This window comes from Cypionkella sp. (genome assembly GCF_034376685.1).
GTDB lineage: Bacteria > Pseudomonadota > Alphaproteobacteria > Rhodobacterales > Rhodobacteraceae > Cypionkella.
This window is the reverse complement of the sequence record NZ_JAXMJJ010000020.1, coordinates 29,166-53,988: the sequence shown is the minus strand read 5'-3', so window position 1 is coordinate 53,988 and position 24,823 is coordinate 29,166. Positions and strand designations below refer to the sequence as shown.

The 24,823-nt window shown below is 62.0% G+C and carries 23 protein-coding genes; 10 read left to right on the top strand and 13 right to left on the bottom strand.

Annotated features, from left to right (window positions below):
* Positions 1-112: 112 nt before the first annotated feature.
* Both U1A24_RS04860 and U1A24_RS04855 read left to right on the top strand, forming a co-directional pair.
* Positions 113-907: a TonB-dependent receptor gene (locus U1A24_RS04860; RefSeq protein ID WP_322320849.1), complete on the top strand. Its 795-nt coding sequence runs from the start codon at positions 113-115 to the stop codon at positions 905-907.
* A 249-nt stretch (positions 908-1,156) separates the two neighbouring features.
* On the top strand, positions 1,157-1,963 hold the full coding sequence (locus U1A24_RS04855; protein WP_322320848.1) for a transglutaminase family protein: 807 nt from the start codon (positions 1,157-1,159) through the stop codon (positions 1,961-1,963).
* On the opposite strand, the gene U1A24_RS04850 is transcribed toward U1A24_RS04855, so the two are convergent.
* Entirely contained in the window at positions 1,960-2,424 is a 465-nt protein-coding gene (locus tag U1A24_RS04850; protein ID WP_322320847.1) for an Lrp/AsnC family transcriptional regulator, read from the bottom strand. The two genes, U1A24_RS04855 and U1A24_RS04850, sit on opposite strands and share 4 nt — an antisense overlap.
* Positions 2,425-2,566: 142 nt before the next feature.
* Here U1A24_RS04850 and ald point away from each other — a divergent pair, with 142 nt between their 5' ends.
* Positions 2,567-3,685, top strand: coding sequence for an alanine dehydrogenase (ald, locus tag U1A24_RS04845; protein ID WP_322320846.1), 1,119 nt, complete (start codon positions 2,567-2,569; stop codon positions 3,683-3,685).
* Between the two features lie 128 nt (positions 3,686-3,813).
* On the opposite strand, the gene mscL is transcribed toward ald, so the two are convergent.
* From mscL to U1A24_RS04790, 11 genes are all read right to left on the bottom strand, one after another.
* On the bottom strand, positions 3,814-4,224 hold the full coding sequence (gene mscL, locus U1A24_RS04840; protein ID WP_322320845.1) for a large conductance mechanosensitive channel protein MscL: 411 nt from the start codon (positions 4,222-4,224) through the stop codon (positions 3,814-3,816).
* A 168-nt stretch (positions 4,225-4,392) separates the two neighbouring features.
* Positions 4,393-6,738: an aldehyde dehydrogenase family protein gene (locus U1A24_RS04835; RefSeq protein ID WP_322320844.1), complete on the bottom strand. Its 2,346-nt coding sequence runs from the start codon at positions 6,736-6,738 to the stop codon at positions 4,393-4,395.
* 135 nt (positions 6,739-6,873) lie between these two features.
* On the bottom strand, positions 6,874-7,860 hold the full coding sequence (gene deoC, locus U1A24_RS04830; protein WP_322320843.1) for a deoxyribose-phosphate aldolase: 987 nt from the start codon (positions 7,858-7,860) through the stop codon (positions 6,874-6,876).
* A 110-nt stretch (positions 7,861-7,970) separates the two neighbouring features.
* The gene (locus U1A24_RS04825) at positions 7,971-8,324 is read right to left on the bottom strand and encodes a Na+/H+ antiporter subunit G (protein ID WP_322320842.1); all 354 of its coding nucleotides are present in this window, start codon (positions 8,322-8,324) and stop codon (positions 7,971-7,973) included.
* Positions 8,321-8,590, bottom strand: coding sequence for a K+/H+ antiporter subunit F (locus U1A24_RS04820; RefSeq protein WP_322320841.1), 270 nt, complete (start codon positions 8,588-8,590; stop codon positions 8,321-8,323). Before U1A24_RS04820 ends, U1A24_RS04825 begins: the two co-directional genes overlap by 4 nt.
* On the bottom strand, positions 8,590-9,081 hold the full coding sequence (locus tag U1A24_RS04815; protein WP_322320840.1) for a Na+/H+ antiporter subunit E: 492 nt from the start codon (positions 9,079-9,081) through the stop codon (positions 8,590-8,592). Before U1A24_RS04815 ends, U1A24_RS04820 begins: the two co-directional genes overlap by 1 nt.
* Positions 9,078-10,502, bottom strand: a complete 1,425-nt coding sequence (locus U1A24_RS04810) for a monovalent cation/H+ antiporter subunit D (protein ID WP_322320839.1) — start codon at positions 10,500-10,502, stop codon at positions 9,078-9,080. The genes U1A24_RS04815 and U1A24_RS04810 overlap by 4 nt, the downstream gene beginning before the upstream one ends.
* Positions 10,499-10,837 carry a Na+/H+ antiporter subunit C gene (locus tag U1A24_RS04805; RefSeq protein WP_322320838.1) on the bottom strand — a complete coding sequence of 113 codons (339 nt, stop codon included), beginning with the start codon at positions 10,835-10,837 and terminating at the stop codon, positions 10,499-10,501. The genes U1A24_RS04810 and U1A24_RS04805 overlap by 4 nt, the downstream gene beginning before the upstream one ends.
* Before the next feature lie 16 nt (positions 10,838-10,853).
* Entirely contained in the window at positions 10,854-13,634 is a 2,781-nt protein-coding gene (locus U1A24_RS04800; RefSeq protein ID WP_322320837.1) for a monovalent cation/H+ antiporter subunit A, read from the bottom strand.
* A gap of 383 nt (positions 13,635-14,017) precedes the next feature.
* Positions 14,018-15,241 carry an ROK family transcriptional regulator gene (locus U1A24_RS04795; RefSeq protein ID WP_416173458.1) on the bottom strand — a complete coding sequence of 408 codons (1,224 nt, stop codon included), beginning with the start codon at positions 15,239-15,241 and terminating at the stop codon, positions 14,018-14,020.
* 8 nt (positions 15,242-15,249) lie between these two features.
* The gene (locus tag U1A24_RS04790; RefSeq protein ID WP_322320835.1) at positions 15,250-15,675 is read right to left on the bottom strand and encodes an RbsD/FucU family protein; all 426 of its coding nucleotides are present in this window, start codon (positions 15,673-15,675) and stop codon (positions 15,250-15,252) included.
* Between the two features lie 221 nt (positions 15,676-15,896).
* Here U1A24_RS04790 and U1A24_RS04785 point away from each other — a divergent pair, with 221 nt between their 5' ends.
* From U1A24_RS04785 to U1A24_RS04770, 4 genes are all read left to right on the top strand, one after another.
* On the top strand, positions 15,897-16,910 hold the full coding sequence (locus U1A24_RS04785) for a substrate-binding domain-containing protein (RefSeq protein ID WP_322320834.1): 1,014 nt from the start codon (positions 15,897-15,899) through the stop codon (positions 16,908-16,910).
* 122 nt (positions 16,911-17,032) lie between these two features.
* A complete protein-coding gene (locus U1A24_RS04780; RefSeq protein ID WP_322320833.1) occupies positions 17,033-18,112 on the top strand; it encodes an ABC transporter permease in 1,080 nt (359 codons plus the stop codon).
* Positions 18,109-18,894 (top strand): ATP-binding cassette domain-containing protein, encoded by a 786-nt coding sequence (locus tag U1A24_RS04775; RefSeq protein WP_322320832.1) that lies wholly within the window; start codon positions 18,109-18,111, stop codon positions 18,892-18,894. The genes U1A24_RS04780 and U1A24_RS04775 overlap by 4 nt, the downstream gene beginning before the upstream one ends.
* A 6-nt stretch (positions 18,895-18,900) precedes the next feature.
* Complete coding sequence (locus U1A24_RS04770; RefSeq protein WP_322320831.1) at positions 18,901-19,509, top strand: nucleoside triphosphate hydrolase; 609 nt, start codon at positions 18,901-18,903, stop codon at positions 19,507-19,509.
* A gap of 151 nt (positions 19,510-19,660) precedes the next feature.
* Here the strand turns inward: U1A24_RS04770 and U1A24_RS04765 are convergent, their stop codons facing one another.
* Complete coding sequence (locus tag U1A24_RS04765; RefSeq protein ID WP_322320830.1) at positions 19,661-20,608, bottom strand: DMT family transporter; 948 nt, start codon at positions 20,606-20,608, stop codon at positions 19,661-19,663.
* 88 nt (positions 20,609-20,696) lie between these two features.
* Between U1A24_RS04765 and ade the strand changes: the two genes are divergently transcribed.
* The 3 genes from ade (at position 20,697) to U1A24_RS04750 (ending at position 24,800) form a co-directional block, all read left to right on the top strand.
* Positions 20,697-22,397 carry an adenine deaminase gene (gene ade, locus U1A24_RS04760; protein ID WP_322320829.1) on the top strand — a complete coding sequence of 567 codons (1,701 nt, stop codon included), beginning with the start codon at positions 20,697-20,699 and terminating at the stop codon, positions 22,395-22,397.
* A gap of 334 nt (positions 22,398-22,731) precedes the next feature.
* Positions 22,732-24,051 (top strand): aspartate aminotransferase family protein, encoded by a 1,320-nt coding sequence (locus U1A24_RS04755; protein WP_322320828.1) that lies wholly within the window; start codon positions 22,732-22,734, stop codon positions 24,049-24,051.
* Positions 24,048-24,800 (top strand): pyrroline-5-carboxylate reductase dimerization domain-containing protein, encoded by a 753-nt coding sequence (locus tag U1A24_RS04750; protein ID WP_322320827.1) that lies wholly within the window; start codon positions 24,048-24,050, stop codon positions 24,798-24,800. Before U1A24_RS04755 ends, U1A24_RS04750 begins: the two co-directional genes overlap by 4 nt.
* Positions 24,801-24,823 lie beyond the last annotated feature (23 nt).

Genomic DNA, 24,823 nt, shown 5'->3' with positions numbered 1-24,823 from the left:
TATGCTGTGGAAAGGGCTTGCGCTGGCTTGGCGCGGCCCGGTCATGATAGGCTGCCGCTCAAATAGAATATCGTGACGCTCTCCCGCGAAAAACACCTGTGGAGGAGGGCTCATGACCATGAAAGACCGTTCGCGCCATATCCGCCTGCTGCGTAGCTGCGCCGCGGGCCTGCCGATTGTCCTCGCCCTGTGGGCCGTGCCTGTCACGGCGCAGGATCCGGGCGCCCAGCAAAACGACGAGACGATCATCGTGACCGCGACGCGGCGCAGCGAGGCGCTGTCCGACGTCCCGATCGCGGTCTCCGCGGTCACCGGCGAGACGCTGGAAAAGACCGGCGCGACCGACGTGCGCGCGCTGGGACAGGTCGCGCCGTCGCTGCTGGTGTCGGGCGCGACGAGCGAGGTCAATTTTTCGGCGCGCATCCGCGGCATCGGCACGGTGGGTGAAAACCCCGGGCTGGAATCGTCGGTCGGGCTGTTCATCGACGGGGTGTATCGCAGCCGCACCGGGGTCGGCCTGTCCGAGCTGGGCGATATCGAGCGCGTCGAAGTGCTACGCGGCCCGCAAGGCACGTTGTTCGGTCGCAACTCGACCGCCGGGCTGATCAACATCGTCACCAAGGGGCCGGACCCCAGCGGGTTTGGCGCCAAGGGGTCGGTCAGCTACGGCAATTATGATTATTGGCGGGTCGACGGCATGGTCAACGCGCCGCTGGGCGAAAAGGCCGCGGTACGCGTCGACGGCGTCTGGCAACAGCGCGACGGCTTTATCGAAAATGCGACGGCGGGCGAACCCGACATCAACGACCGCGACCGCTGGCTGGCGCGCGCGCAATTGCTGCTCGAACCGAGCGACAGCATCAAGCTCCGCCTGATCGCCGATTACAGCGAGCGCGACGAAAATTGAGCAGGACGCCGCCGCAGCCCTAGGCCAGTTGCGTATACGTTAGCGACACTGGGGGAGCGATCCCCACCCCGATTGACCCCCGACCCACAAGGCCGGGGGTTTTTCTTTTGCCTGTTCTGCGCGCGTAGTGCCCGAAATGCGGGCGTCCGTGGCTTATTCACCCGTGGCACGGCCTATTCGCCGGGATGCTGCAACCGAAAGCCTGCGGCGGCGTTCTATCTCAGATGATCAAAGGCGAAAGGGCTGTCTATGCTTATGAGGTTTGGCTACGACATCACCGTGTCCTGTGCTGGGGAAACACCGATGATCTGCATGATGTCGGTGCGCGATGAATTGCGTGAGTCGTTGCGCGTGCAGTCCGCGATGGTGACGACGCCTGCGGTGCCGACGACGCTGTATCGCGATCTGTTCGGCAATACCTGTCGGCGGATGGTGGCGCAGCCGGGGCTGTTCAGTCTGCGCAGCGATTGCACGATTGAAGTCAGCGGCATGCCCGACCCTGTGCAGCCGTGGTTGCGGCCAACGCCGCTGGCGGAACTGCCGGATGAGGTTTTGATCTATCTGCTGGGCAGCCGCTATTGCGAGACGGATCGTCTGAGCCAGATTGCCTGGGATATGTTTGGCCATATCGCCCCCGGCCATGCCCAGGTGCAGGCGATTTGCGATTATGTGCATCGGCATATCCGGTTTGACTATATGAACGCGCGGGTGACGCGGACGGCCTATGAGGGCTGGCAAGAGGGCACCGGGGTGTGCCGCGATTTCGCGCATCTGGCGATTACGCTGTGCCGCTGTATGAACATCCCGACGCGCTATGTGAACGGTTATATCCCGGATATTGGCGTGCCTGTCACCGGGCCGATGGATTTCGCGGCCTGGATGCAGGTTTATCTGGATGGCGGCTGGCATACCTTTGATCCGCGCAACAATGTGCCGCGGATTGGCCGGGTTGAGGTGGCGTATGGCCGGGATGCGGCGGATGTGCCGCTGATCCATTCGTTTGGCCCGCATGTGCTGCAGAAATTCACGGTTTGGGCGGACGAGGTGCCCGCTTAGACTGCCAGCGCGGTGGTTTTGACCACCGTGCGCAACGCGAAGCTGGATTGCATCTGGCGCACACCGGGCAGGCGGCTGAGGTGCTGGCGGTGGATGCGGGCGAAATCCTCGGTATCTTCGGCCATGATCTTGATCAGATAATCGGCGGTGCCCGCCATCAGGTGACATTCGAGGATGTCGGGCACGCGGGCGACTTCGCGTTCAAAAGCGTCGAGCAGGTCTTCGGCTTGGCTTTGCAGGGTGATTTCGACAAACACCGTGGTCGGTTTGCCCATACGGCGGGTGTTCAACAGCGCGACATAGCCGTCGATATAACCGGCTTCCTCTAGCAGTTGCACGCGGCGGTGGCAGGCCGAGGGCGACAGGTTTACCCGTTCCGACAGATCGGCGTTGGTGATGCGGCCGTCTTTTTGCAGCACACCCAGGATGCGGCGGTCGGTGGCGTCCAGTTCGGTGGCCATGGTGGAAATCTTTCTATCGGCGGCAGTTCTTCGCAGAATCTATCAAGAAGGCCGCGCGCTGTCATTAAAGTTTCAAAACAATTGCAACGGTTCGGGTTCAAGCTGGGTCTCAGGGACGAGGAGTCCATCAGGGAGAGAGCTTATGAAAATCGGATGTCCGAAGGAAATCAAACCGCAAGAATTTCGTGTCGGCATGACGCCGAACGCCGCGCGCGAAGCGGTGCTCGCGGGTCATGCCGTGATGATTGAAACCGGAGCTGGCGTGGGCGCTGGCTTTGCTGACGGCGATTACATCGCAGCGGGGGCGGCGATTATTGGCACGGCGGCAGAGGTGTTTGCAGCCGCCGATATGATCGTGAAGGTGAAAGAACCGCAGGCGGTGGAGCGGGCGATGTTGCGGCCGGGGCAGGTGTTGTTCACTTATCTGCATCTGGCCCCGGACCCGGATCAGACGCGGGATCTGCTGGCATCGGGTGCGACCTGCATCGCTTATGAGACGGTGACGGATGATCGCGGCGGTTTGCCGCTGCTGGCACCGATGTCGGAAGTGGCGGGGCGGTTGGCACCGCAGGTTGGCGCTTGGACCTTGCAGAAGGCCAACGGCGGGCGCGGCGTGTTGATGGGCGGTGTGCCGGGCGTGTTGCCTGCGAAGGTTCTGGTGATCGGCGGCGGGGTGGTGGGCACCCATGCGGCGAAAATCAGCGCGGGCATGGGCGCGGATGTGACGGTGCTGGATCGGTCGGTGAACCGGCTGCGCTATCTGGATGATGTGTTCGGTGGCCAGTTCAAATGCGGTTATGCCGATGCGGCAACGACGATTGAGCTGGCGCGGCAGGCCGATCTGATCATCGGCGCGGTCTTGATCCCCGGTGCGGCTGCTCCAAAGCTGATTTCGCGGGCGCAACTGGCCGAGTTGAAGCCGGGCGCGGCTTTGGTCGATGTGGCAATTGATCAGGGCGGGTGTTTTGAAACCAGCCGGGCCACCACGCACCAAGACCCGATCTATGAGGTTGATGGCATCATGCATTACTGCGTGGCCAACATGCCGGGGGCGGTGGCGCGAACCTCGACGCTGGCTTTGGGCAATGCGACGATGCCGTTCATGCTGGCTTTGGCGAACAAGGGCTGGAAGCGCGCTTGTGCCGAGGACAAGCATCTGCTGGCTGGCCTGAACGTGCATGCGGGCAAGCTGACCTATACGGCGGTGGGTGTGGCTTTGGGGCTGCCGACGATCTCGGGGCTGGACGCGCTGTCGATCTGAAACCAGGGGCGTTCGCGGCGGGCATCGAGCCCGCCCCAAACGCTCTGCCGGGTTTGCTTGGCTGATGCTGCAATGAAAAGGCCCCTGCTGTGCGCGGGGGCCTTTTGCATGGGCGTTTGCCGCGCGTGTTACTTTTTGACGGCGACGAGGATTTCTTTCAGCACGTCCAGCTCGGTCGGGCCAGCCGGTGCGGCAGGCGCTTCGACCTTTTTCGGCATCAGTTTGTTCATGGATTTCACCAGCATGAACACCACGAAGGCGATGATCAGGAAGTTGATCACGGCGGTGATGAAGGCGCCATAAGCGAAGACCGCAGCGCCGGATTCTTTCGCGGCGGCCATGGTCGGCGGGTTGGTGCCGGAGAGGTCAATGAACATGTCCGAGAAGTTCACGCCGCCGAGGATCAGGCCGATGATCGGATTGATCAGATCGCCGACAAGGCTGCTGACGATGGCGGTGAAGGCGGCGCCGATGATGATACCCACGGCGAGGTCCATCACATTGCCCTTCATGATGAAGGTTTTGAACTCGTTGATCATTATGTGTCCCTTGTCTGTTTCCGCCATTTCGGCGTGATTGCGTGCCTGCGGCTGCCGCAAGACACGGCAAGTATGCCACAGGTTTTTGCACCTGATCAGGGGGAATTTTTCGCCCATCGTGAACAATTTGGGGCGAATCCGGGAGTTTAGGCTCGGATTCTGCTGCAATCACTCGCCGAAGGGCACCCAGATGGTTTTTACCTCGGTGGCGGCGCGCAGGAACGTGCGGGCGTCAATCTCGGTGATCCAGTCGCGGGATTGGCCGTTGTTGACCCAGGTGCGCTTGATGTTTCCGGCGGATTCTTTCTCGATCAGCGTCGAGAGATTGGTGGACGAGAAGCTCCACACCGCATCAATATCGCGGTGGCCCGCGAGGGGTTTGGCGAGTTCAGCATGGCTGCCGGTGACGATATTGACCACGCCTGCGGGCAGGTCAGAGGTGTCGAGCACTTGGTAGAAATCAGTGGCGGCGAGCGGGAACGGTTCGGACGGCACAAGGATGCAGGTGTTGCCCATCGCGATGGCGGGGGCCATGATTGAGATCAGACCGAGCAGCGGCGCATCATCGGGGCAGAGCGCGCCGATCACGCCGCAGGGCTCGTTCATCGCCAAGGCGACGCCGCGCAGGGGCACCGATTTCACCGCACCGTCGAACTTATCGGCCCAAGCGGCATAGCTGAACAGTCGGGCGATGGCGGCTTCAACCTCGGCTTCGCCGGATTTTCCGGTCAGATCGCGCAGGCGGTTTGCGAATTCGGCTGCGCGGGCCGAGAGGTTTTCGGCGATGTAGTAAAGGATCTGCGCGCGGGTGTGGGCGGTGGTTTTGGCCCAAGCTTTCGCGGCATGGGCGGCTTCGACCGCGTTGCGGATGTCTTTGCGGTTGCCGAGGCCAGCGTGGCCCAAAAGCTTGCCTTTCGGCGACCAGATCGGTTGCGAATAGCCGCCATCGGGGCGGGCTTGCTTGCCCGCGATGTAGAGTTTGGCGGTGCGGTCGATGCTGGAGGCTTCGATGACGGCGGGGGGCTCGAAGGGTTTTACTGGGCTAAGCGGTTTGGTGGTGTGGGTGGGTTTGAGATAGGCAATCAGCCCCTCCCATCCGCCTTCGCGGCCGAAGCCGCTTTCACGCACGCCGCCGAAACCGGCTGCGGCGTCGAACAGGTTGGTGGCATTGACCCAGACCACGCCCGCCTTGATCTTGGGGGCCACATCGAGCGCGAGGTTGATGTTTTCGCTCCAGATCGTCGCGGCGAGACCGTATTTGGTGTTGTTGGCCAGTTCGACCGCCTCGGACGGGGTGCGGAAGGTCATCGCGACCAGCACCGGGCCGAAGATTTCTTCCTGCATCAACGTAGAGGCGGCAGACAGGCCAGTGATCAGGGTCGGCGGGTAGAAGCAACCCTCGGGGACGTCGCAAGCGGCGTGATAGGTTTCGCCGTCTTGGTTGGTTTCAACGAGGCCTTTGATCGTGGCCAGTTGCACCGGATCGACAATCGCGCCGACGTCGATGCATTTGTCCAAGGGGTCGCCAAGGCGGAGGCCGTCCATCCGGCGTTTCAGCTTCTCATAGAAGCGGTCGGCGATGCCTTCTTGAATCAGCAGGCGCGATCCGGCGCAGCAGACTTGGCCTTGGTTGAACCAGATCGCGTCGACGAGGCCTTCGATGGCAGAGTCAATATCGGCGTCGTCGAACACGATGTAGGGGGATTTGCCGCCCAATTCCAAGGTCAGGGCTTTGCCAGAACCTGCGGTGGCTTCGCGAATTTTGCGGCCTACGGCGGTGGACCCGGTGAAGGCGATCTTGTTCACGCCTGCGTGGTTCACAACCGCGGCCCCGGTGTCGCCATCGCCGGTCACGATGTTCAGCACACCTTTCGGCAGGCCCGCTTCGCGGCTGAGTTCAGCGAATAGCAGGGCTGTGAGGGGGGTATATTCGGCGGGTTTCAGCACCACGGTATTGCCTGCGGCCAGCGCGGGCGCGACCTTCCACGCCAGCATCAGCAGCGGGAAGTTCCACGGGATGACGGCTCCGCAGACACCCAAAGGCTCTTGCCCCGGCAGTTCGGTGTCGATCAGTTGCGCGAGGCCGGCGTGGTAGTAGAAGTGGCGGGCGACGAGGGGAATGTCGATGTCGCGCGACTCGCGGATCGGTTTGCCGTTGTCCATGGTTTCCAGCACGGCCAGCAGGCGGGAATGTTTCTGCACGAGGCGCGCGAGGGCGTAGAGCACTTTCGCGCGGGCATGGCCAGGAAGCTTGGCCCATTTCGGTTGCGCGCTGCGGGCGGCTTTGACGGCGGCATCGACATCAGCGGCGCTGCCTTGGGTGATCAGGGCCAGTGGCTTGTCGGTGGCGGGGTTCTTCGACTCGAAGGTCGCGCCGGGTTTGGTGAAGGCGCCGTCGATCCAGTGACCGAAGGCCTTGTGTTTGGAAAGCCAAGCCAGCACCTCGGCATTGCTTTCGGGGGCGGGGCCATATGCCATGCTGTCGAAGATCTCGCGGACGGTGGGGTTGGTCATGGCTTTGTCCTTTGGCGGGGCGGCAGGCTTTGGGCGAGGGCGGTTGGGGCTGACATGCGCCTCCGGCTAACCGGAATTCTAGGATTCCGGTCTGAGTATTTGGACCAATGTGAAATTGTGAGGGCGCGCATGGGTTTACCCCATCGCATGGCGGTTGGACGCCGAGTATTGGCCTGTCAGGTGGTGCTCCAACTGGCGCTCAATATCGCCGAGTAAGGACGATGCGCCAAAGCGGAACAGGTCGGGTTGCAGCCATGGGTGGCCAAGTTCGTCTTTCATTAGCGCCAGATACAGCAGCGCGTCTTTGGCTTTGGCGATGCCGCCTGCGGGCTTGTAGCCGACTTTGATGCCGGTGCGATCCTGATACTCGCGGATGCAGCGGATCATCGTCAGGGTGACGGGCAGGGTGGCGTTGACGGCTTCTTTGCCGGTCGAGGTTTTGATGAAATCGGCCCCGGCCATCATGCAGACAAGGCTGGCGCGGGCGACGTTGCGCAGGGTTTGCAGCTCGCCGGTGGCAAGGATGGCTTTGACATGGGCCTCGCCGCAGGCGGCGCGCATTTCGGACATTTCATCGTAAAGTGCTTGCCAGTTTCCGGTCAGCACATGGCGGCGCGAGATGACGATGTCGATTTCTTTCGCACCCGCCTTCACGCTTTCACCGATTTCAGCGATGCGCAAATGGTAGGGCGACAGGCCAGCTGGAAACCCGGTAGAGACAGCGGCGACGGGAATGTTGGTGCCTTCGAGCGCGCGCACGGCAGTTTCGACCATCTCGTGATAAACGCAGACCGCCCCGGTGGTCAGACCCTCAAGCCCCAGCTTGTCGAGCATCCACGGGGCGACGGGCTGGCGGGCCTTCGCACACAGGCGTTTGACGCGGCCTTCGGTGTCATCGCCAGACAGCGTTGTCAGGTCGATCAGGCTGATGGCTTTCAAAAGCCACGCCGCTTGAAAATCTTTTTTAACCGAACGTCTGCCGCCCAAGGTGTTCGCGCGCCGTTCAATCGCCGAAGTGTTGGCTTGCACGCCCGCCACCCAATCCAGATCCAGCGCCATGCCGGGATTGCGGGTATGGGTCAGCGTCGGCAGTTGAGTTTTGGTCTCGGTCAGGGTTTGCATCGCGGCCTCACCTAAAGGGTTGTCGGCAGAGTGCGCGGGGAAGGCCGGGGTGGCAAGGGGGCAGTTGCGCTGGTTCGGCAAGATTTGACCGATGGGTTAAATCTGGGGGGTTAAGGCTTGGGGGGTGTCTCACCCGCCCAAGGGGCTTCGGTGCCTGTGGGCGGCAGTTCAGGGCGGCCGAGGTGGCGATGCGCCTTGGCCAGCATCAGACCCGAGAGCGGCGCTGTCAGGAACAGGAACACCGCAACCATGATGCCCTGCCAGCTGGCCGCCCCGGTTTGCCACGCCGTTGTGATGGCCGCCGCGATCAGCGAGGCCCCGACCCCGACCGTGGTGGCCTTGGTGGGCGCATGCAACCGCTGCATCGCGTCACGCAGTTTCAACAGGCCAAAGCTGCCAATCAGGCCAAAAATGCCGCCGATGATCAGCAGCGCGGAAATCAGGATTTCGACAGCAAAGTTCATTCGATGATGCCCCCGCGCAGCAGGAATTTGCAGAAGGCGATGGTCGAGATGAAGCCGGTCATCGCCAACAGCAAGGCGGCGTCAAAGCTGAGGCTGGATCCGGCTTGCACGCCATAGAGCACGATCAGGGCGATGACATTGATCACCATGGTGTCGACGGTCAGGATGCGGTCGGGCATGGTGGGGGCTGTGGCCAGCCGCCACAGGTTCAGCACCAGCGCCAGTGCAAAGCAGGTGATGGCGAAGGTAAGCGCATAGGTCAGCATCAGCGGAAAATCCTTTGCAACCGGGCCTCATAGCGGGATTTGATCTCATCTCGGGTGGCGTCGGGATCGGGGGCGTGCAAAGCGTGGATCAGCAGGGCCTTGTTATCAGACGAGAATTCGGCGGTCAGCGTGCCGGGGGTCAGGGTGATTGTGCCTGCCAGCAAGGCGATGGCCTCGGGGCAGGGCAGATCGACCGGAACGGTGATCCACGCCGATTTGATCTGGTCGGCGGGCATGAACAGGATGATGCGGGCGACCTGGATATTGGCGAGGATCACATCCCAGACCACCAGGGCGACATAGCTGACAAGGCGCAGCGGGTGGCGGATCTTGGGGCGGCCAGGCCAAAAGGCCCGCGTGACCCGCGGGATCAGTACGGCAAGGAACCCGGCCATCAACAAGGAGTTCAGCGCGATGCTGCCTGCCAACAAAAGCCACGCCAGAAACAGCGTGGCCGAAAGCATCGGGTGGGGGAACAGGCGGCGCATCATGAGCCCCCAAGCTGATTGGCGGCGATATAGGCGGCCGGGTTATGAAGCGCTTGGGCCGTCAGGGACAGCCAATCGGTGATTGGACCTGCGGCAAGGGTGAGGGCCGCCAGCGCGGCAAGGCACAGCAAGATGGCGGCTTTGCTTTCGGCAGGGGCTTCGGGGCTGGGGGCTTTCCAGAACAGATCAGACCCCGCGCGGGCAAAGCCGATCATGGTGAGCAGGGAGGCCAGCAGGATGGCCGTCCATGCGATCGCATCCCCCCGCAGCGCATCGAGGATCAGCAGCTTGCCGACAAAGCCCGACAGCGGCGGCATCCCGGCCATCGCAATCGCGGTAGCCATGTAGAGCGCGGCGGTCAGCCCGTCTCGGCGGTTGCGGGCAAGGTCTGCGATCAGGAACAGCGCAGCGGTCGCGAGGGTGGAGTGGACAGTGTAGTAAAGTGCGGCTGAGGTAGCTTCAGGGGTGAAGGCCGCGACCGCCAGCAGCAGGGTGCCCATCGAGCCGATGGCGGCGAAGGCGATCTGGCGGGGTAGGGTCCGGGTGCCAAGGGTGCCGATCGCGCCGACAGCGATGGTCGCAAGTGCTGCGGGGTAGAGCAGCTGCGCGATCAGAGTGGCGGTGGCGGGCAGGTCGGTGGGGAAGATCAGCGTGCCAAACCGGATCAGCGCATAGGCTCCGACTTTGGTCATCACCGCGAACAGCGCGGCAACCGGGCCGGGGGCGTTGGCGTAGGTGCCGGGCAGCCAGAATTGCAGCGGCACAAGGGCGGCTTTGACGGCGAACACCAGCATCAAAAGCACGGCGGCGACGCGGATCAGCGCGGTGTCACCCACCGGAATCTCGGGCAGTTTCAGCGCAAGATCGGCCATGTTGAGCGTGCCTGTGGTGCTGTAGATCGTCGCCAGCGCGAACAGGAACAAAGTTGATCCCAGTAGATTGAACGCGACATATTGCACGCCCGCCCGGATGCGGGCTTGCCCGCCGCCATGCACCATCAGGCCATAGGAGGCGATCAGCAGCACCTCGAAAAACACGAACAGGTTGAAGGCGTCGCCGGTCAGGAAAGCGCCGTTCAGGCCCATCAGTTGAAAGAGATACAGCGCGTGGAAATGCCGGCCTTTGACATCCCATCCGGTGCGGATCGTGTGGATCAGGATGATCAGCGCCAGCGCTGCGGTCAGCAGCAGCATCAGCGCTGACAGGTTGTCGAGCACCAGTGTGATGCCGAATGGGGCGGGCCAGTTACCGAGGAAATAGGCTTGGGTGGGGGCTTGGATCAGGGTGATGGCCAGCGCCAACAGCGCGATGGTGCCAAGGATCGAGATCGCGCGTTGCAGGTTCAGCGCATCGCGGGCGAAGACAATGATGCCGCCTGCAAGGATGGCAGGCAGGATGATCGGCAGGATCAGCAGCTGGCTCATGGCTGATCCTCCGGGTCGGCATCGGTATCTACGCGGTCATGGCCTGCGGTCAGGTAAGCCCCCAGCGCCATGATCACCAGCACCGCCGTCATGCCGAAGGAAATCACGATGGCGGTCAGCACCAAGGCTTGCGGCAGCGGATCGGTATAGGCGGTGGCATCTGTCAGGATCGGGGCGGCGTTCAGCTTGATCCGCCCCGAGATGAACAGGAACAGGTTGACGGCATAGGACAGCAGCGACAGGCCAAGGATCACCGGAAAGGTGCGGGCGCGCAGCATCAGATAAAGCCCGCAGGCGGTCAGGGTGCCGATGGCAATGGCGACTAGGATCTCCATCAGGGTGCGATCTCCATCAGAGTGCGTCCTTTGCCGGTTGTGGTTTTGCCAGACGGGCGAGCGCATCCAGCGCCAGCATCACCGCGCCCAGCACACAGAGGAACACGCCTAGATCAAAAAGCGCGGCGGTAGCGAGTTCGAAATCCTGCAACAGCGGCAGATGCACATGGGTGTAATTCGAGGTCAGGAACGGGCGACCGGCAAGGAAAGACCCGACCCCGGTGGCGCTGGCCACCAACACCCCCGCGCCGATCATGGCATGATAGGGGATGCGGCTGCGGGCTGCGGCCCATTCCTGACCAGAGGCGATATATTGCATGACGAATCCGATGGCGAAAACGAGGCCCGACACAAAACCGCCGCCGGGTTCATTATGGCCGCGCAGGAACAGATAGGTGCCGACCAGCATCGCCATCGGCAGGATCAGCCGTGTGGCGACTTGCAGCATGAGCGGATGCGGATCACCGGCATCGCCTGCGGTCTGGCTGGGGTGGATCGCCCATTTCGTGCCAAGCAGGCTTTCGGTCAAAGCGAAGATCAGCAGGGCGGCGATGCCCAGCACGATGATCTCGCCATAGGTATCATAGCCGCGGAAATCGACGATGATGGTGTTGACGGCGTTGTGGCCCCCGGCTCCGGGCAGAGATTGCGCAAGGTGGAAGGCCGAGATCGGTGGGAAGATCGCCTCGCGCAGCATCAGCGCATAGGCGAGGGCAGCGGTGGCGGTGCCTGCGGCGATGGCAAGGGCGGCATCGCGGAATTTGCGCAAGCCTGACGTCTCGTGCGGGGTGGTTTTCGGCAGGAAGTTCAGCGCCAGCAGCATCAGCGCGACGGTGACGACCTCTACCGTGATCTGGGTCAGGGCAAGATCCGGGGCCGAGAGATAGGCGAAGCCCGCCGACAGGATCAGGCCGATGATGCCAACCAGCAGCAGCGCCAGCAAGCGCTTGCGGTGCAGCAGGGTGGCGGCAAGCGCGGCGGTGATCAGCAGGGCGAAGCCTGTGGCGGGGGCAAGCGCGATCGGGGTAAGGGCGCGGCTGCCGGGAAGGCTTTCAGCGGTTTGATAGGCGTAAAGCCCCAGCGCAAGGATGGTGAGCACCGCCAGACTGAAAGCGCGCGCCATGCTGCCGTTGTGCAGCTTTGCGGTCAGGCTGTCAGCGGTCTGGATTAGCGCGCCAAGCGTGGCATCGAAGATCGGTTTGGCTTCTGGTTTGGGGCTGGCATCCCAAATCCGGCGCAGGCGGGGATAAAGGCCAAGGCTGGCAAGGCCACCACCAAAGGCTGCCAGCGACATCCAGAGGGCAGGACTTTGCAGGCCATGCCAAAGCGCGATATGGGCGTGGATGGGCTCGCCCGTGGTGGCAGAGGCGGCGGCATCAACCAACCAGCCGGCCATCGGCATCGGGGCCAGACCAATGGCCACAACAAGCGCGGCAAGCAGGGCGGGCGGCAGCCACAGGCCGAGGCCGGGGTCATGCGGGGTGTGGCTGTAGCTGGGGGCGGGGCCAAGGAAGGTGAAGCTGAGGAACCGCAGCGAATAGGCCACTGACAGCAGGGCAGCGAGGGTCGCCAGCACCGGGATCACCCAAGGCGCTGTATGGGCGGCTTCTTCCAGCATCATCTCTTTTGACAAAAACCCGTTCAGCGGCGGAATACCTGCCATCGACAGGGTGGCGATTGTGGCAAGGCCGAAGGTGATCGGCATGGCACGGCGCAAACCGCCCAAAGCCCGGATGTCGCGGGTGTGGGTGGCGTGGTCGACAATGCCTGCCAGCATGAACAGCGCGGCTTTAAAGGTGGCGTGGCAGATGATGTGAAAGATTGCAGCGGTGGCGGCGGCTTTGGTGCCAAGGCCAAGCAGGAAGGTGATCAGGCCAAGATGACTGACGGTGGAATAGGCAAGGATCGCCTTCAGATCATCCTTGAACAGCGCCACTTTGGCGGCGAAGGCCATGGTGATCAGACCCGCGGAGGTGACGATCCAGAACCATTCCGGCGTGCCGGAGAGAACGGGCCACAGCCGGGCCATCAGGAACAGCCCGGCTTTCACCATCGTGGCGGAATGCAGATAGGCCGACACCGGGGTGGGGGCGGCCATCGCGTGCGGCAGCCAGAAATGGAACGGAAACTGCGCGGATTTGGTGAACGCGCCCAGCAGGATCAAGATCAGCGCGGGCAGGTAAAGCGGACTGGCCTGGATCGCGGCGGTTTGGGTCAGGATGGTCGACAGATCATAGCTGCCGACGATGTGGCCCAAGATCATCATGCCCGCGATCATCGCCAAACCGCCCGCGCCGGTGGTGGCTAGGGCCATGCGGGCACCTTGGCGGGCTTGTGGCAGGTGGCTCCAGAACCCGATTAGCAGGAAAGACGACAGCGAGGTCAACTCCCAGAACACCAGCAAAAGCAGGATGTTGTCGGACAGTACAATCCCCAGCATCGCACCTTGGAACAGCATCAGGTAGGTCAGGAAGCGGGCGTAGGGCTCGGATCGATCGAGGTAGAAGCAGGCGTAGGCTTGGATCAACAGGCCGATACCAAGGATCAGCAGGGCGAACAGCAGGCTGAGGCCGTCGAGGCGAAAATTGGCGTTGAGGCCAAGCTCGGGCAGCCAGTTGATCTGGGTGGTCAGCGTGTCGCCTGCCATGATCGCGGGCAGATGTTGCAGGATCAGCGCCAAGGCTGTGGCGGTGAACAGGGCGACCGTCAGCGTGGCCGCGCCGCGCCCGAACCGCTGGCTGAGCGCGGGGGTGAGGGCGCCGAGGAAGGGCAGGGCGGCGATCAAGGCAAGAGACATCGGTTTGCCCTTCCGGCGCTGGATGGCAAACCGCAGTTTGCTGGACTGCAGGGAATCGGGGTTTCACACCCCCACGGCCTGATGTGCAAAGCGCACATCCCGCCTTCCCCCGTGGGATATTTGAGCAGAGAGGATGACCAAAGCCAAGGTCGTCTCTATCTGGTTCAAAGATAAGGACTTTGCCGCCGGGATCAAGGCAAAACCGGATAGGAAAGCCGCTGGATCTTTATGGTCAGCGTCTTGGGCGGGCCGCGCTTGGGGGTTTCACACCCCCAAGGCCTGATGTGCATAAAGCACATCAGACCTTCCCCCGTGGGATACTTCTGCGCAGAGGATGAAAATTTAAGAGAAATTTTAGGATACTGGGCGGGGTTCGGGGTGATCTACGCTTCACGCCCCGCTGCGTTCTGGTCGATCAGATAGCGTTGCGACAACGGGATCGCGGCGGCCCCCAAAGCGCGGGCTTGCGCGCCGAGGCTGCCTTCGCGGATCACCGGTGGGTCGATACCGTCAAGGTCCAATGCGTGCAGCGCTGCATGGGTGCGGCGGGTGATTTCGGCGCGGATTTCGGTGGGCATCCAGCCGTCGATCATCACCGCCTCGATCTCCAGCAATGAGGCGGCGGTCAGCGCCGCCCAAGCCAGCCCAGAGGCGGCCTGATCCAGCCAGTCGGACAGGATCTGCGGCGAGACGTTCCAGTGCTCATGCTGCTCGAACAGATGATCCGAGGATTCGCCCGCAGCCTCCATCGCGGTGGCCAGCGAAGACATCGAAGCGGCGGAAATCAGACGGTCCATCTTGCCATCGCGCCCCGGCACCGGCATCGGGCCGACGCCTGCCGCATTGCCAGAGCGGCCCAGGAACAGCTGACCGTTCAGCACAAGGCCACCGCCGACAAAATAACCGAAGTAGAAATAGAGGAAATCCTTCGGGCGTTCCCCCGTGCCGAACACCAGCTCTGCCCCGCAGGCCGAGGTGGCGTCGTTCTGCACATAGACGGGCAATTGCGTCACAGCGGCAAGTTCGGCTTGGATATCGGCGTGCCGCCATGCCTCCATATCGGCTTTCGGCGCGCCGATCAGCTGCACCCAGGACCAGAGTTGAAACGGCATCGCCACGCCCATACCGCTGATGCGGGTGCGTTCGGACGCGGTCAGGGTGGCGATCACCTCGGGCAAAGAGCGTGCGACGAAATCCACCACGGCGCTGGGCGAGGGATAGCGGTAAATCTGCCGTTTGGTGGCGCGCACTTTCCCCATGAAGTCGATCAACGTCAGTTCTGCCGAGCGCCGCCCGATCTTCAGCCCCAGAAAGAACGCGCCTTCGGGATTGAGAAACATTGGCACCGACGGTTGACCGATGCGGCCCCGCACCGGCTCGCCGCGCAGCAACAGCCCGTCTTGCTCGAGCGCCCGCATGATCACCGAGACGGTTTGCGCCGATAGCCCGGTTTTGCGTGCGATGTCGGATTTTGCAAGCCCGCCCTGCTGGCGCACCAAAGACAGCACCAGCCGTTCATTGTGATCCCGCATCCCCGATTGATTCGAGCCGCGCAACCCGAGGTCGTCGCCTGGTCGATCTGGAAGGATGTCAGCGCCCGAGGGCATATTGGAACCTATTCTGATACAGAGGCGGGAAGCGCCGCTTTGCGCAGGATGACATTGGCGAAAAGTTCGGCTTCGGACGTTGCGATGATGGCATAGGCCGCCCGGATGCGCGGGTAAAGCTGATCGCCGTCCAGCGGGGTGAGCGTAAAGCGCTGCGCGCTGGTGTGGCACAGATCATCCAGACCGTGATGAATGACGCCGCGTTGGGCTGGATCGTTGTTCAGGCTGGAGCGGAAAGCGGCCTCGACCGGCAGGATCTTCAGCACGGCGCGCAGCATCGGCATCAACAGAATGCCATCGGCGCGGATCAGGCGGCGGGCATGTTCGGCCGCCGGATAATTGCCATCTACCAAGGCAATCTCATCGCCGTGACCCATCGCCCGCAGCGCATGCAGCAGGTCTGGACCCAGCAACGGAGAGATTCCGATCAGCATGATATGGCAGGCCTCCCAGCCGATTCCGCGGGCGTTTGCACCCGAATTGAGCGGCAGACTGCGGCGTGGGGACGGCGCTGTCAATAATAAATCACTCTGATTTATTTATCTTGACGCAAGTGAGGGAATCAGGCCATGTAACGCCATCGCCGGGCAGGAGAAACTGTGGCGAAATGCTTTCGACAGGGGAATAAACCCCGAAATCCTTGGGAGGACGACCAATGAAATTCACCACCAAAGCCCTGCTGGGCGCGGCTGCGATTGCGCTGATGGCGGGCTCTGCTTCGGCGGCCGATCTGGCTTGCCTGATCACCAAAAACAACACCAACCCCTTCTTCGTGATGATGAAAAAGGGCGCCGAGAAAGCTGCCACCGATGCGGGCATGGATTTCCAAGCCTATGCTGGTGAGAAAGACGGCGACGCGGCCCCGCAGATCACCGCGATTGAGAACTGCGTCGCGGCCGGTGCCAAAGGTATCCTGATCACGCCGTCGAACGACTCGGTTGGTCCGGCTCTGAAAGACGCTCGCGCCGCTGGTATTTTGGTGATCGCGCTCGACACGCCGCTGGCCGATGCCGAAGCGCAAGACATGACCTTTGCAACCGACAACTTCCAGGCTGGCCTGCTGATCGGCCAATGGGCTGCTGCCACCTTGGGTGACGGCGCTGCAACCGCCAAGATCGCCATGCTGGACATCAACAAAGACAACATCTCGGTTGATGTGCAGCGCGACACCGGCTTCCTGAAAGGTTTTGGCATCGAAGTGCCGGATCTGACCGTGATGGGGTCTGAAACTGACCCGCGCGTGATCGGCCATGAATCGTCGGATGCAAACCCCGAAGGTGGTCTGCGCGCAATGGAAACCCTGCTGGCCAAAGACCCGGATATCAATGTGGTCTACACCATCAACGAACCGGCGGCTGAAGGGGCTTTCCAGGCCCTGAAGAACGCAGGCAAAGAAGGCCAGGCGATCATCGTTTCGGTTGACGGCGGCTGCCCCGGCGTGGCTTCGGTCAAATCCGGCGTGATCGGTGCCACCTCGCAGCAATACCCGCTGCTGATGGCATCGAAAGGCATTGAAGCCATCGCTGCCTTCGCCAAAGACGGCACCAAACCGACGGTTACCGAAGGGCTGACCTTCTTCAACACCGGGGTCAACCTTGTCACCGACAAGCCGGCTGCTGGCGTCGAGTCGATCGACAGCACCAAAGGCACCGAGCTCTGCTGGGGCTAAGCCTGCAGCCGCTTGACCAAGTGGCTTGATTAACAGAGGGGCGGCTTTACAGTCGCCCTTCTTCTTAAGCGAAACCTGACGCTATGGTTTCGAGGATCATCACCGGAGGGGAAGCCGAAGCGATGAGCACAGATGAAGCACCAACCAAGACCATTTCCGACTATGAAGCGACGCTGACCAAAGCCGATACGGCTGTCGCGGCCTTTGAGCGGGACGATAAATCTTTCATACCCGTGTTGCGCGGCTATCTGCGCAACTACCCCACGATGATCCCGGCGCTTGTGCTGTTCATCTCGGTGGTGTGTTTCAGCATCATCGCGCCGCGCTTCATGGGCATCGGCGCGTTATCGACGGTGCTGAAGCAGGTGACCGTGACGGGCTTTGTGGCGCTGGCGCAGACGCTGGTGATCCTGACGGCGGGGATTGATTTGTCGGTCGGCGCGATCCTTGTGGTCAGCTCGCTGATCATGGGCAACCTTGCGGTGGTCACCGGGCTGCCGGTGGGCTTGGCGATCCTGATCGGGTTGTTCTTTGGCGGGCTGATGGGCTTTATCAATGGTGTGCTGGTGGCGAAGGTCAAGCTGCCGCCGTTCATCGTGACACTTGGCACGCTGTCGATCTTCAACGCGCTGAAGCTGTGGTATTCGCAGTCTGAATCGATCCGCAACGTCGATATTGAGAAAAGTGCTCCGGCTTTGCTGTGGTTCGGCAAGGGGTTCAATATGGGCGGGGCCTCGATTTCCTACGGCGGTATCACCTTGATTTTGCTGGCAGCGGTGCTGTGGTATGTGCTGAACCAGACTGCTTGGGGTCGGCATGTCCATGCGATTGGCGATGACCCGGATGCGGCGATGCTGTCGGGGATCAAGGTCAGCGGCACGTTGATTTCGGTCTATGCCGTGGCCGGTCTGATCTGCGGTTTTGCGGCCTGGATCGCGATTGGCCGGGTGGGGTCGGTTTCCCCCATCGCGTTTGATACGGTGAACCTTGGCTCTATCACCGCTGTGGTGATTGGCGGCACCTCGCTGTTCGGCGGGCGCGGCTCGATCATCGGCTCGGTGCTGGGGGCGTTCATCGTCGGCGTGTTCAACACCGGCCTGTCGCTGGCCGGGGTGGATGATTACTGGCAGATGTTCGCGGCGGGTTGCCTTGTGATCATCGCCGTTGCACTGGATCAATGGCTGCGGAGGGCTTCGCAATGACGACTGGAACTCCTATTCTGCGCGCACGCGGGTTGATGAAGCGCTATGGCACGGTTGTGGCGATGAACGGCGCGGATTTCGACCTGAACGCGGGCGAGATTGTCGCGGTGATCGGCGACAACGGTGCGGGCAAATCCACCTTGATCAAGGCGTTGTCGGGGGCTGTTACGCCGGATCACGGCACGATCGAGCTTGATGGCCGCCCGGTGAACTTCCGTGGCCCGGAAGATGCGCGCTCGGAAGGCATCGAGACGGTGTATCAGAACCTTGCGATGTCACCGGCCTTGTCGATTGCCGACAACATGTTTCTGGGCCGCGAATGGCGCAAGCCCGGCTTCATGGGCACGGTGCTGCGCCAGATGGACCGCCCGCGGATGGAGAAGTTCGCCCGCGACAAGCTGTCGGAACTCGGGCTGATGACCATTCAGAACATCCATCAGGCGGTGGAAACACTGTCGGGTGGTCAACGTCAGGGTGTGGCGGTGGCACGGGCTGCGGCGTTTGGCTCGAAAGTGGTCATCCTCGACGAGCCGACCGCAGCCTTGGGCGTCAAGGAAAGCCGCCGGGTGCTGGAACTGATCCGCGACGTGCGCGCGCGCGGCATTCCGATCATCCTGATCAGCCACAACATGCCGCATGTGTTTGAGGTGGCCGATCGTATCCACATTCACCGTCTGGGCCGTCGGCTGTGTGAGATCAACCCGAAGGACTATTCGATGTCTGACGCGGTGGCCTTCATGACCGGGGCGAAACTGCCCGAAGGTGTGACGGAACAGGTGTAGGTAAGCATGACACCGGTTGAGCTTGCCGCAGTAATCCGGGCGAAAGCCCAAGAGCAGGGGCGGTTTCTGACCGCCCTTGCTGGCCCTCCCGGTGCGGGGAAATCCACGCTCGCCGCTGAATTGGTAAGCGCCTTGGGGCAGGGTGCCAAAGCCGTGCCGATGGATGGCTTTCACTATGACGACGCGGTGCTGATCGCCCGAGGCGCGCGCGCGCGCAAAGGCGCACCCGATACGTTTGATGCGCAGGGCTTCTTTCATTTGCTGAAGCGCCTGCGGATCGAGGATGAAGTCGCGATCCCGCTGTTCGACCGTGATTTAGAGATTTCGCGTGCCGGGGCGGACATTGTGACCGCCGCTGATCGCCTGCTGGTGGTCGAAGGCAACTACCTTTTGCTGAACGAAGCGCCGTGGCCCGAAGCCGCGCCTTTGTTCGACCTCACCGTCTGGATCGACGTGCCAGAAGCAGAACTCGATCGTCGCCTGCAAGCCCGCTGGGCGCATTACGGCAAAACTCCCGCCGAGGCGCGGGCGTGGATCGACAGCAACGACCTGCCCAACATTCGGCGGGTGACGCAGAACAGCCGGGCGGCTGATATGACGATCCGTTGGGGCTGAGCGGAAATTAATCGCAACGCCTTTTGCCTTGCCAGATTACCAAGCGAGTGTTTGCTGCCCCACTCCGCTTGCTCAACGGCCGCCAGCCTTATGAGCAACAAACCGGAAAACACTCCACTGGAGCGTTTTCTTTCGGTTCGAAGCAAAGGCCTCACCCCTGCGGCGTCATCGCCTTGCGGCCCTTGGCACGCTCCAACCCCAGCTTGCGTTCGCGCCAGATGATCAAAATCCCCGCCGTGATCACCAGCCCCGCCCCGATCAGCATCGTCCGCGTCGGCACCTCGTCAAACGCAAAATAGCCGATCAGCAGCGCAAACAGCATCGAGGCATAATCGAACGGCGCGACCAGCGACGCATCCGCCTCGCGGTAGCTTGAGGTCAGCAAGATCTGCCCGACCCCTCCCAGCAACCCGCACGACACCAGCAACACCGTCTCGGTCATCGTCGGCACCACCCAGCCAAACGGCAGCGTGGTCAGCGACAGCAAAGTCGAGGTCAGCGAAAAGTAAAACACGATGGCGGCGGTCTTTTCATTCTGCACCAATTTGCGCACAAACACCTGCGCCAAAGCCGCACAAAATGCACCGCACAGCACGAGCATCGCGCCAAACGCCTCGCGGTGCGACGCCTCATCGCCTTGCAGGATCGTCAGGCGCGGCGACAGCACCACCATCACCCCGGTCAGCCCCAAGGCGACCGAGGCGATGCGGAACAGCCGCACATCCTCGCCCAGAAACATCGCCGCGAACACCACCACCAGCAAGGGCGAGGCATAGCCAATCGCAGTGACTTCCGGCAGCGGCAGATAGGCCAGCCCGGCAAAGCCCAGCCCCATCGCCATCGTCCCCATCAAGCCGCGCCAGAAATGCCCGAACAGATTATGCGCGCGAAACCCGGTCGCCAGCTCCTGCCGCATCGCCAGCCAGACCACGATCACCGGTATCGCGAAGAACGACCGGAAAAACACCGTCTGGCCCGGCGGCACATGCTCGGCCGTCACCTTGATCAGCGCCGACATCACGATAAACACCACCACGGAAGCGAGTTTCAACGCGATGCCGCGCAGCGGGCGGGCGGGGGGCTGGGCGGGCTGGTTCATGGCACACTCGGTTTTTGAAGCAGTTTCCGGCAAATCCGCACTGGACGAAGCCTGTGGCATAAGCTTCCCTATTCAAAAGGAGATTACCATGCCGAAAGCATCCCTATCCAACCGAATTGATCAGGGGCGCGGGATTACGCCCGCCGATATCGTGCTGAAGGGTGGCCTCGTCTATGATCTGATCAGCGGCGAATTGGTGGCCTCGGATGTGGCGATCTGCGGCGATAGCATCGTGGGGGTGTTCGGCGAATATGCCGGGCGGGTTGAGATTGATGTGTCGGGCAAGGTGCTGGTGCCGGGGTTCATCGACACCCATCTGCACATCGAATCCAGCCTTGTGACGCCGTTCGAGTTTGACCGCTGTGTATCGCCACACGGGGTGACGACGGCAATCTGCGACCCGCATGAGATTGCCAATGTCTGCGGGCTGACCGGGATCACTTACTTCCTTGAGGCCTCCGCCCGCACCCTGATGGATATCCGCGTCAACCTGTCCTCCTGCGTGCCCTCGACCCATATGGAGACGACGGGCGCGCGGCTGGAGGCTGCCGATCTGGTGCCGCTGATGCATCATCCTCGGGTGATCGGGTTGGCGGAATTCATGAATTACCCCGGTGTTTTGTTCAAAGACCCCGGCTGCATGGCCAAGCTGGAAGCCTTCCAAGACCGCCACATCGACGGCCACGCCCCCTTGCTGCGGGGCCATGATCTGAATGGCTATATCGCGGCGGGGATCAGGACCGAACATGAGGCGACCTCTTACGCCGAGGGCTTGGAAAAGCTGCGCAAGGGCATGCGGGTGCTGATCCGCGAAGGCTCGGTCTCGAAGGATCTGCACGCGCTGGTGGGCCTGCTGACCGAACGCCACGCGCCGTATCTGTGCTTCTGCACCGACGACCGCAACCCTTTGGATATCGGCGAGCATGGCCATCTCGATTACCTGATCCGCACCGCGATTGCCTTGGGTGCGCCTCCTCTGGCTGTCTATCGCGCGGCAAGCCTCTCAGCCGCAGAGGCGTTCGGGCTGAAAGATCGCGGCTTGATCGCGCCGGGGAAGCGGGCCGATATTGCGGTGATCGACAGTCTGGAAAGTTGCCGGGTGGCGCGGGTGTTTACCGGAGGGGTAGAGATCACCGATGCGGCTTTCGCGGCGCGGCAACTGATCCCCGAAGTGGCGCGGCATTCGGTGAAGGCCCCGAAGATTGAGGCGCATCATTTCCGCACCGGCGGCAACCGGGTGGAAACCCCGGTGATCGGGATTTTGCCGGGCAAGATCATCACCGAGCATCTGACCTTTGAGATCGCCCCCGAAGATGGCGACAAGCGCCCCGATATCGCCCGCGACCTAGTGAAGATCGCGGTGATCGAGCGGCATGGGGTGAATGGGAACAGGGCCACTGGGTTCGTGAAGGGCTTCGGGTTGGCTAGGGGCGCGATTGGATCGACTGTATGCCACGATCACCACAATATCGCGGTGGTGGGGGCGGATTACGACGATATGGCGCTGGCGGTGAAACGGCTGGGTCAGATTGAGGGCGGCTTTGTGGTGGTGGAAAATGGCCGCGTTCTGGCCGAACTGGCGCTGCCTGTGGCGGGGTTGATGAGCTTGAAATCGTTTGAAGAGGTGCGAGCGGATCTGGTCGCACTCCGGGCGGCTGCGGCCTCGTTGGGGGTGACGCTGGAGGAGCCGTTCTTGCAACTGGCCTTCCTCTGCCTGCCAGTGATCCCGCATCTGAAAATCACCGATCACGGCATGGTCGATGTGGATCGGTTTGAGGTGATGCCGTGACGGGACCACGCGTGGACAGGACATAAACTTATTAGAAATCAGCGTGTTAAGCTGACGCGTTCATCTCTCATTAACCCTGCTGCGACTGGTTGGCGCAAGATGACAGGCTTGCACTTGCGCGGCATCGGGTGAGTTTGAGTATTTTCAAAAGAGCAAATACCGCAACCCGCCGCTTGCTTGCCTGACCCTCTGCTCGGCTTTCTCAGGTGCTGCGCTCAAGGATTTGCTCTTTTGAAAATACTCAAATGCGACGCTTGCGCCGGGCGATGTCGGTGCAGGCATTGCTTTGCGGCGCGGCTGCGCGCGATAGTTTGGCAACTGGGGAGGGTTTCAGATGGCCAATACATCGCAGAGTTTGTTTGAGCGCGGCATGAAGGTGCTGGTCGAGGGGGTGTCCTCGGCCTCTCGCGGGCCTGCGACCTTTGGCGGGGCTCCAAGGTATATGAGCCACGGCGCCGGGGCGCGGCTGTATGACGTCGATGGGCGGGAATATATTGACTGGATGATGGCGTTTGGCGCGCTGCCTCTGGGCCATGCGCATCCGGCGATTGTCGAGGTGGTCAGCCGCGAAATCATGCGCGGCAGTCATTTCGCCACCGCCTTGGAGGTGGAGGTTGAGGTGGCCGAGATCCTTGTCGGCCTGTTGCCGCATGTCGACAAGGTGCGGTTTGCCAATACCGGCACCGAGGCCTGCATGGCGGCGTTTCGGTTGGCGCGCGGTCATACCGGGCGGCGCAAGATCATCAAGTTTGAGGGGCATTATCACGGTTGGGCGGATAACATCTTGCTCAATACCAACCCGATGCCTCTGGCGGCTTTGGGGCATCCGAATGATCCGATCCGCATCTGCGATTCGTCGGGTATACCACCCGAGGCGCAGGCGGATACGATTGTCTGCCGCTGGAATGATGTCGAGGCGTTGGAGCGGGTCATGGCTTTGCATGGCCGCGAGACGGCCTGTGTGGTCACCGAAGGCGTGATGTCGAACATGGGGGTGATCCCGCCGAAGCCGGGATATCTGATGCGGATGCAAGAGCTATGCCAGCAACACGGCGCGCTGTTTTATCTGGATGAGACGGTGACGGGGTTTCGTCTGGCGGCGGGCGGCTGTGCCGAGTTGTATGGTCTGACGCCGGATATTGTCACCTATGGCAAAGCCTTGGGCGGCGGGTTGCCGATGGCGATGATCGGCGGGCGGGCGGATGTGATGGCGGGGCTGGAATGGGGCAAGGTCTTGCACTTTGGCACCCATAATGCCGGGCGTCTGGCTTTGCATGTCACCAAGGTGATGCTGCAGACCATGCTCGCCGATGATCAGACCGGGTTTCGCCGCATCAAGAATTTGGGTAAGGCGATGGCGGATGAGGTGCGCAAGGTCGCCAAGCATTCAAACCGGCACAAGATCGTGGTGCAGGGGGTGAATTCGATGTTCCAGATCTTTTTCACCGATCTGGAGGCGGTGACGGATTACCGCGATTTCTGCGGCCATGTCGATCGCGCCAAGTTTCGGGATTTCGCGCTGCGGCTGATGGATAAGGGCATCTATATGAACCCCTCGGCCACTTTGCATTCGCTGTCGTCGGTGGTGCATTCCGAGGCGGATATTGCCGCGACGGGGACGGCGATTGCGCAGGTGCTGGAAGAAATGCCGTGAAGATTGGCATCCTCGGCGTTGGGCATCTGGCGGAATATCTGGTGCAAGGCGCTGCTGGGGTGGAGTTTGTGCTGAGCCCGCGATCAGGCGACAAGGCCGCTCGGCTGGCGGAGACCTATCGCTGTGCTGTGGCGGAAAGCAATCAGGCGGTGATCGATCAGTGCGAGATGGTGCTGGTGTGTCTGCCTGCGGCGACGGGGCTTGCGGTGTTGCAGGGCTTGCAGTTTCGCGACGGGCAGTCGGTGTGTTCGGCGATGGCGGGGGCGTCTTGGGATCAGCTTTCGGCGGCGGTGGCGCCGGCTGAGGCGTTTTGTGCGATGATGCCGGGGTTTGCCAATGCGTTCTCGGCAGGACCGTCGTTGCTGTATCCCGGCGATGCGGAATGGGAGGCGTTTCTGGCGTTGCTCGGCCCGGTGCATCGGTTTGCCGATGGCAATGCGTTCGAAACCGCAGCGGTGTTTGGCGCAATGTCGGGCGCGTCGATCTTCCTGTTGCGGCATCTGGTGCGTTGGTATGAGCGGCAGGGATTAGACGCGGTGGTGGCGCGGGCCTTGGTGGCCGAGACGTTCCGGGGCAATGCCGAGGTTTTGTTGCAGGCTGATGCGGGCTTGGATGAGATCGCGGTGGGGGTGACAACTCCGGGTGGGATTACCGAACAGTTGGTGGGCGTGTTGGATCAGCGCGGCGCTTTGGCTGCCTGGGATGAAGCGATGGACGGCGTGCTGGCGCGGATGGTGCCGGGGCGTTAGTCGCTTGGGAAGCGGCGCAAGGT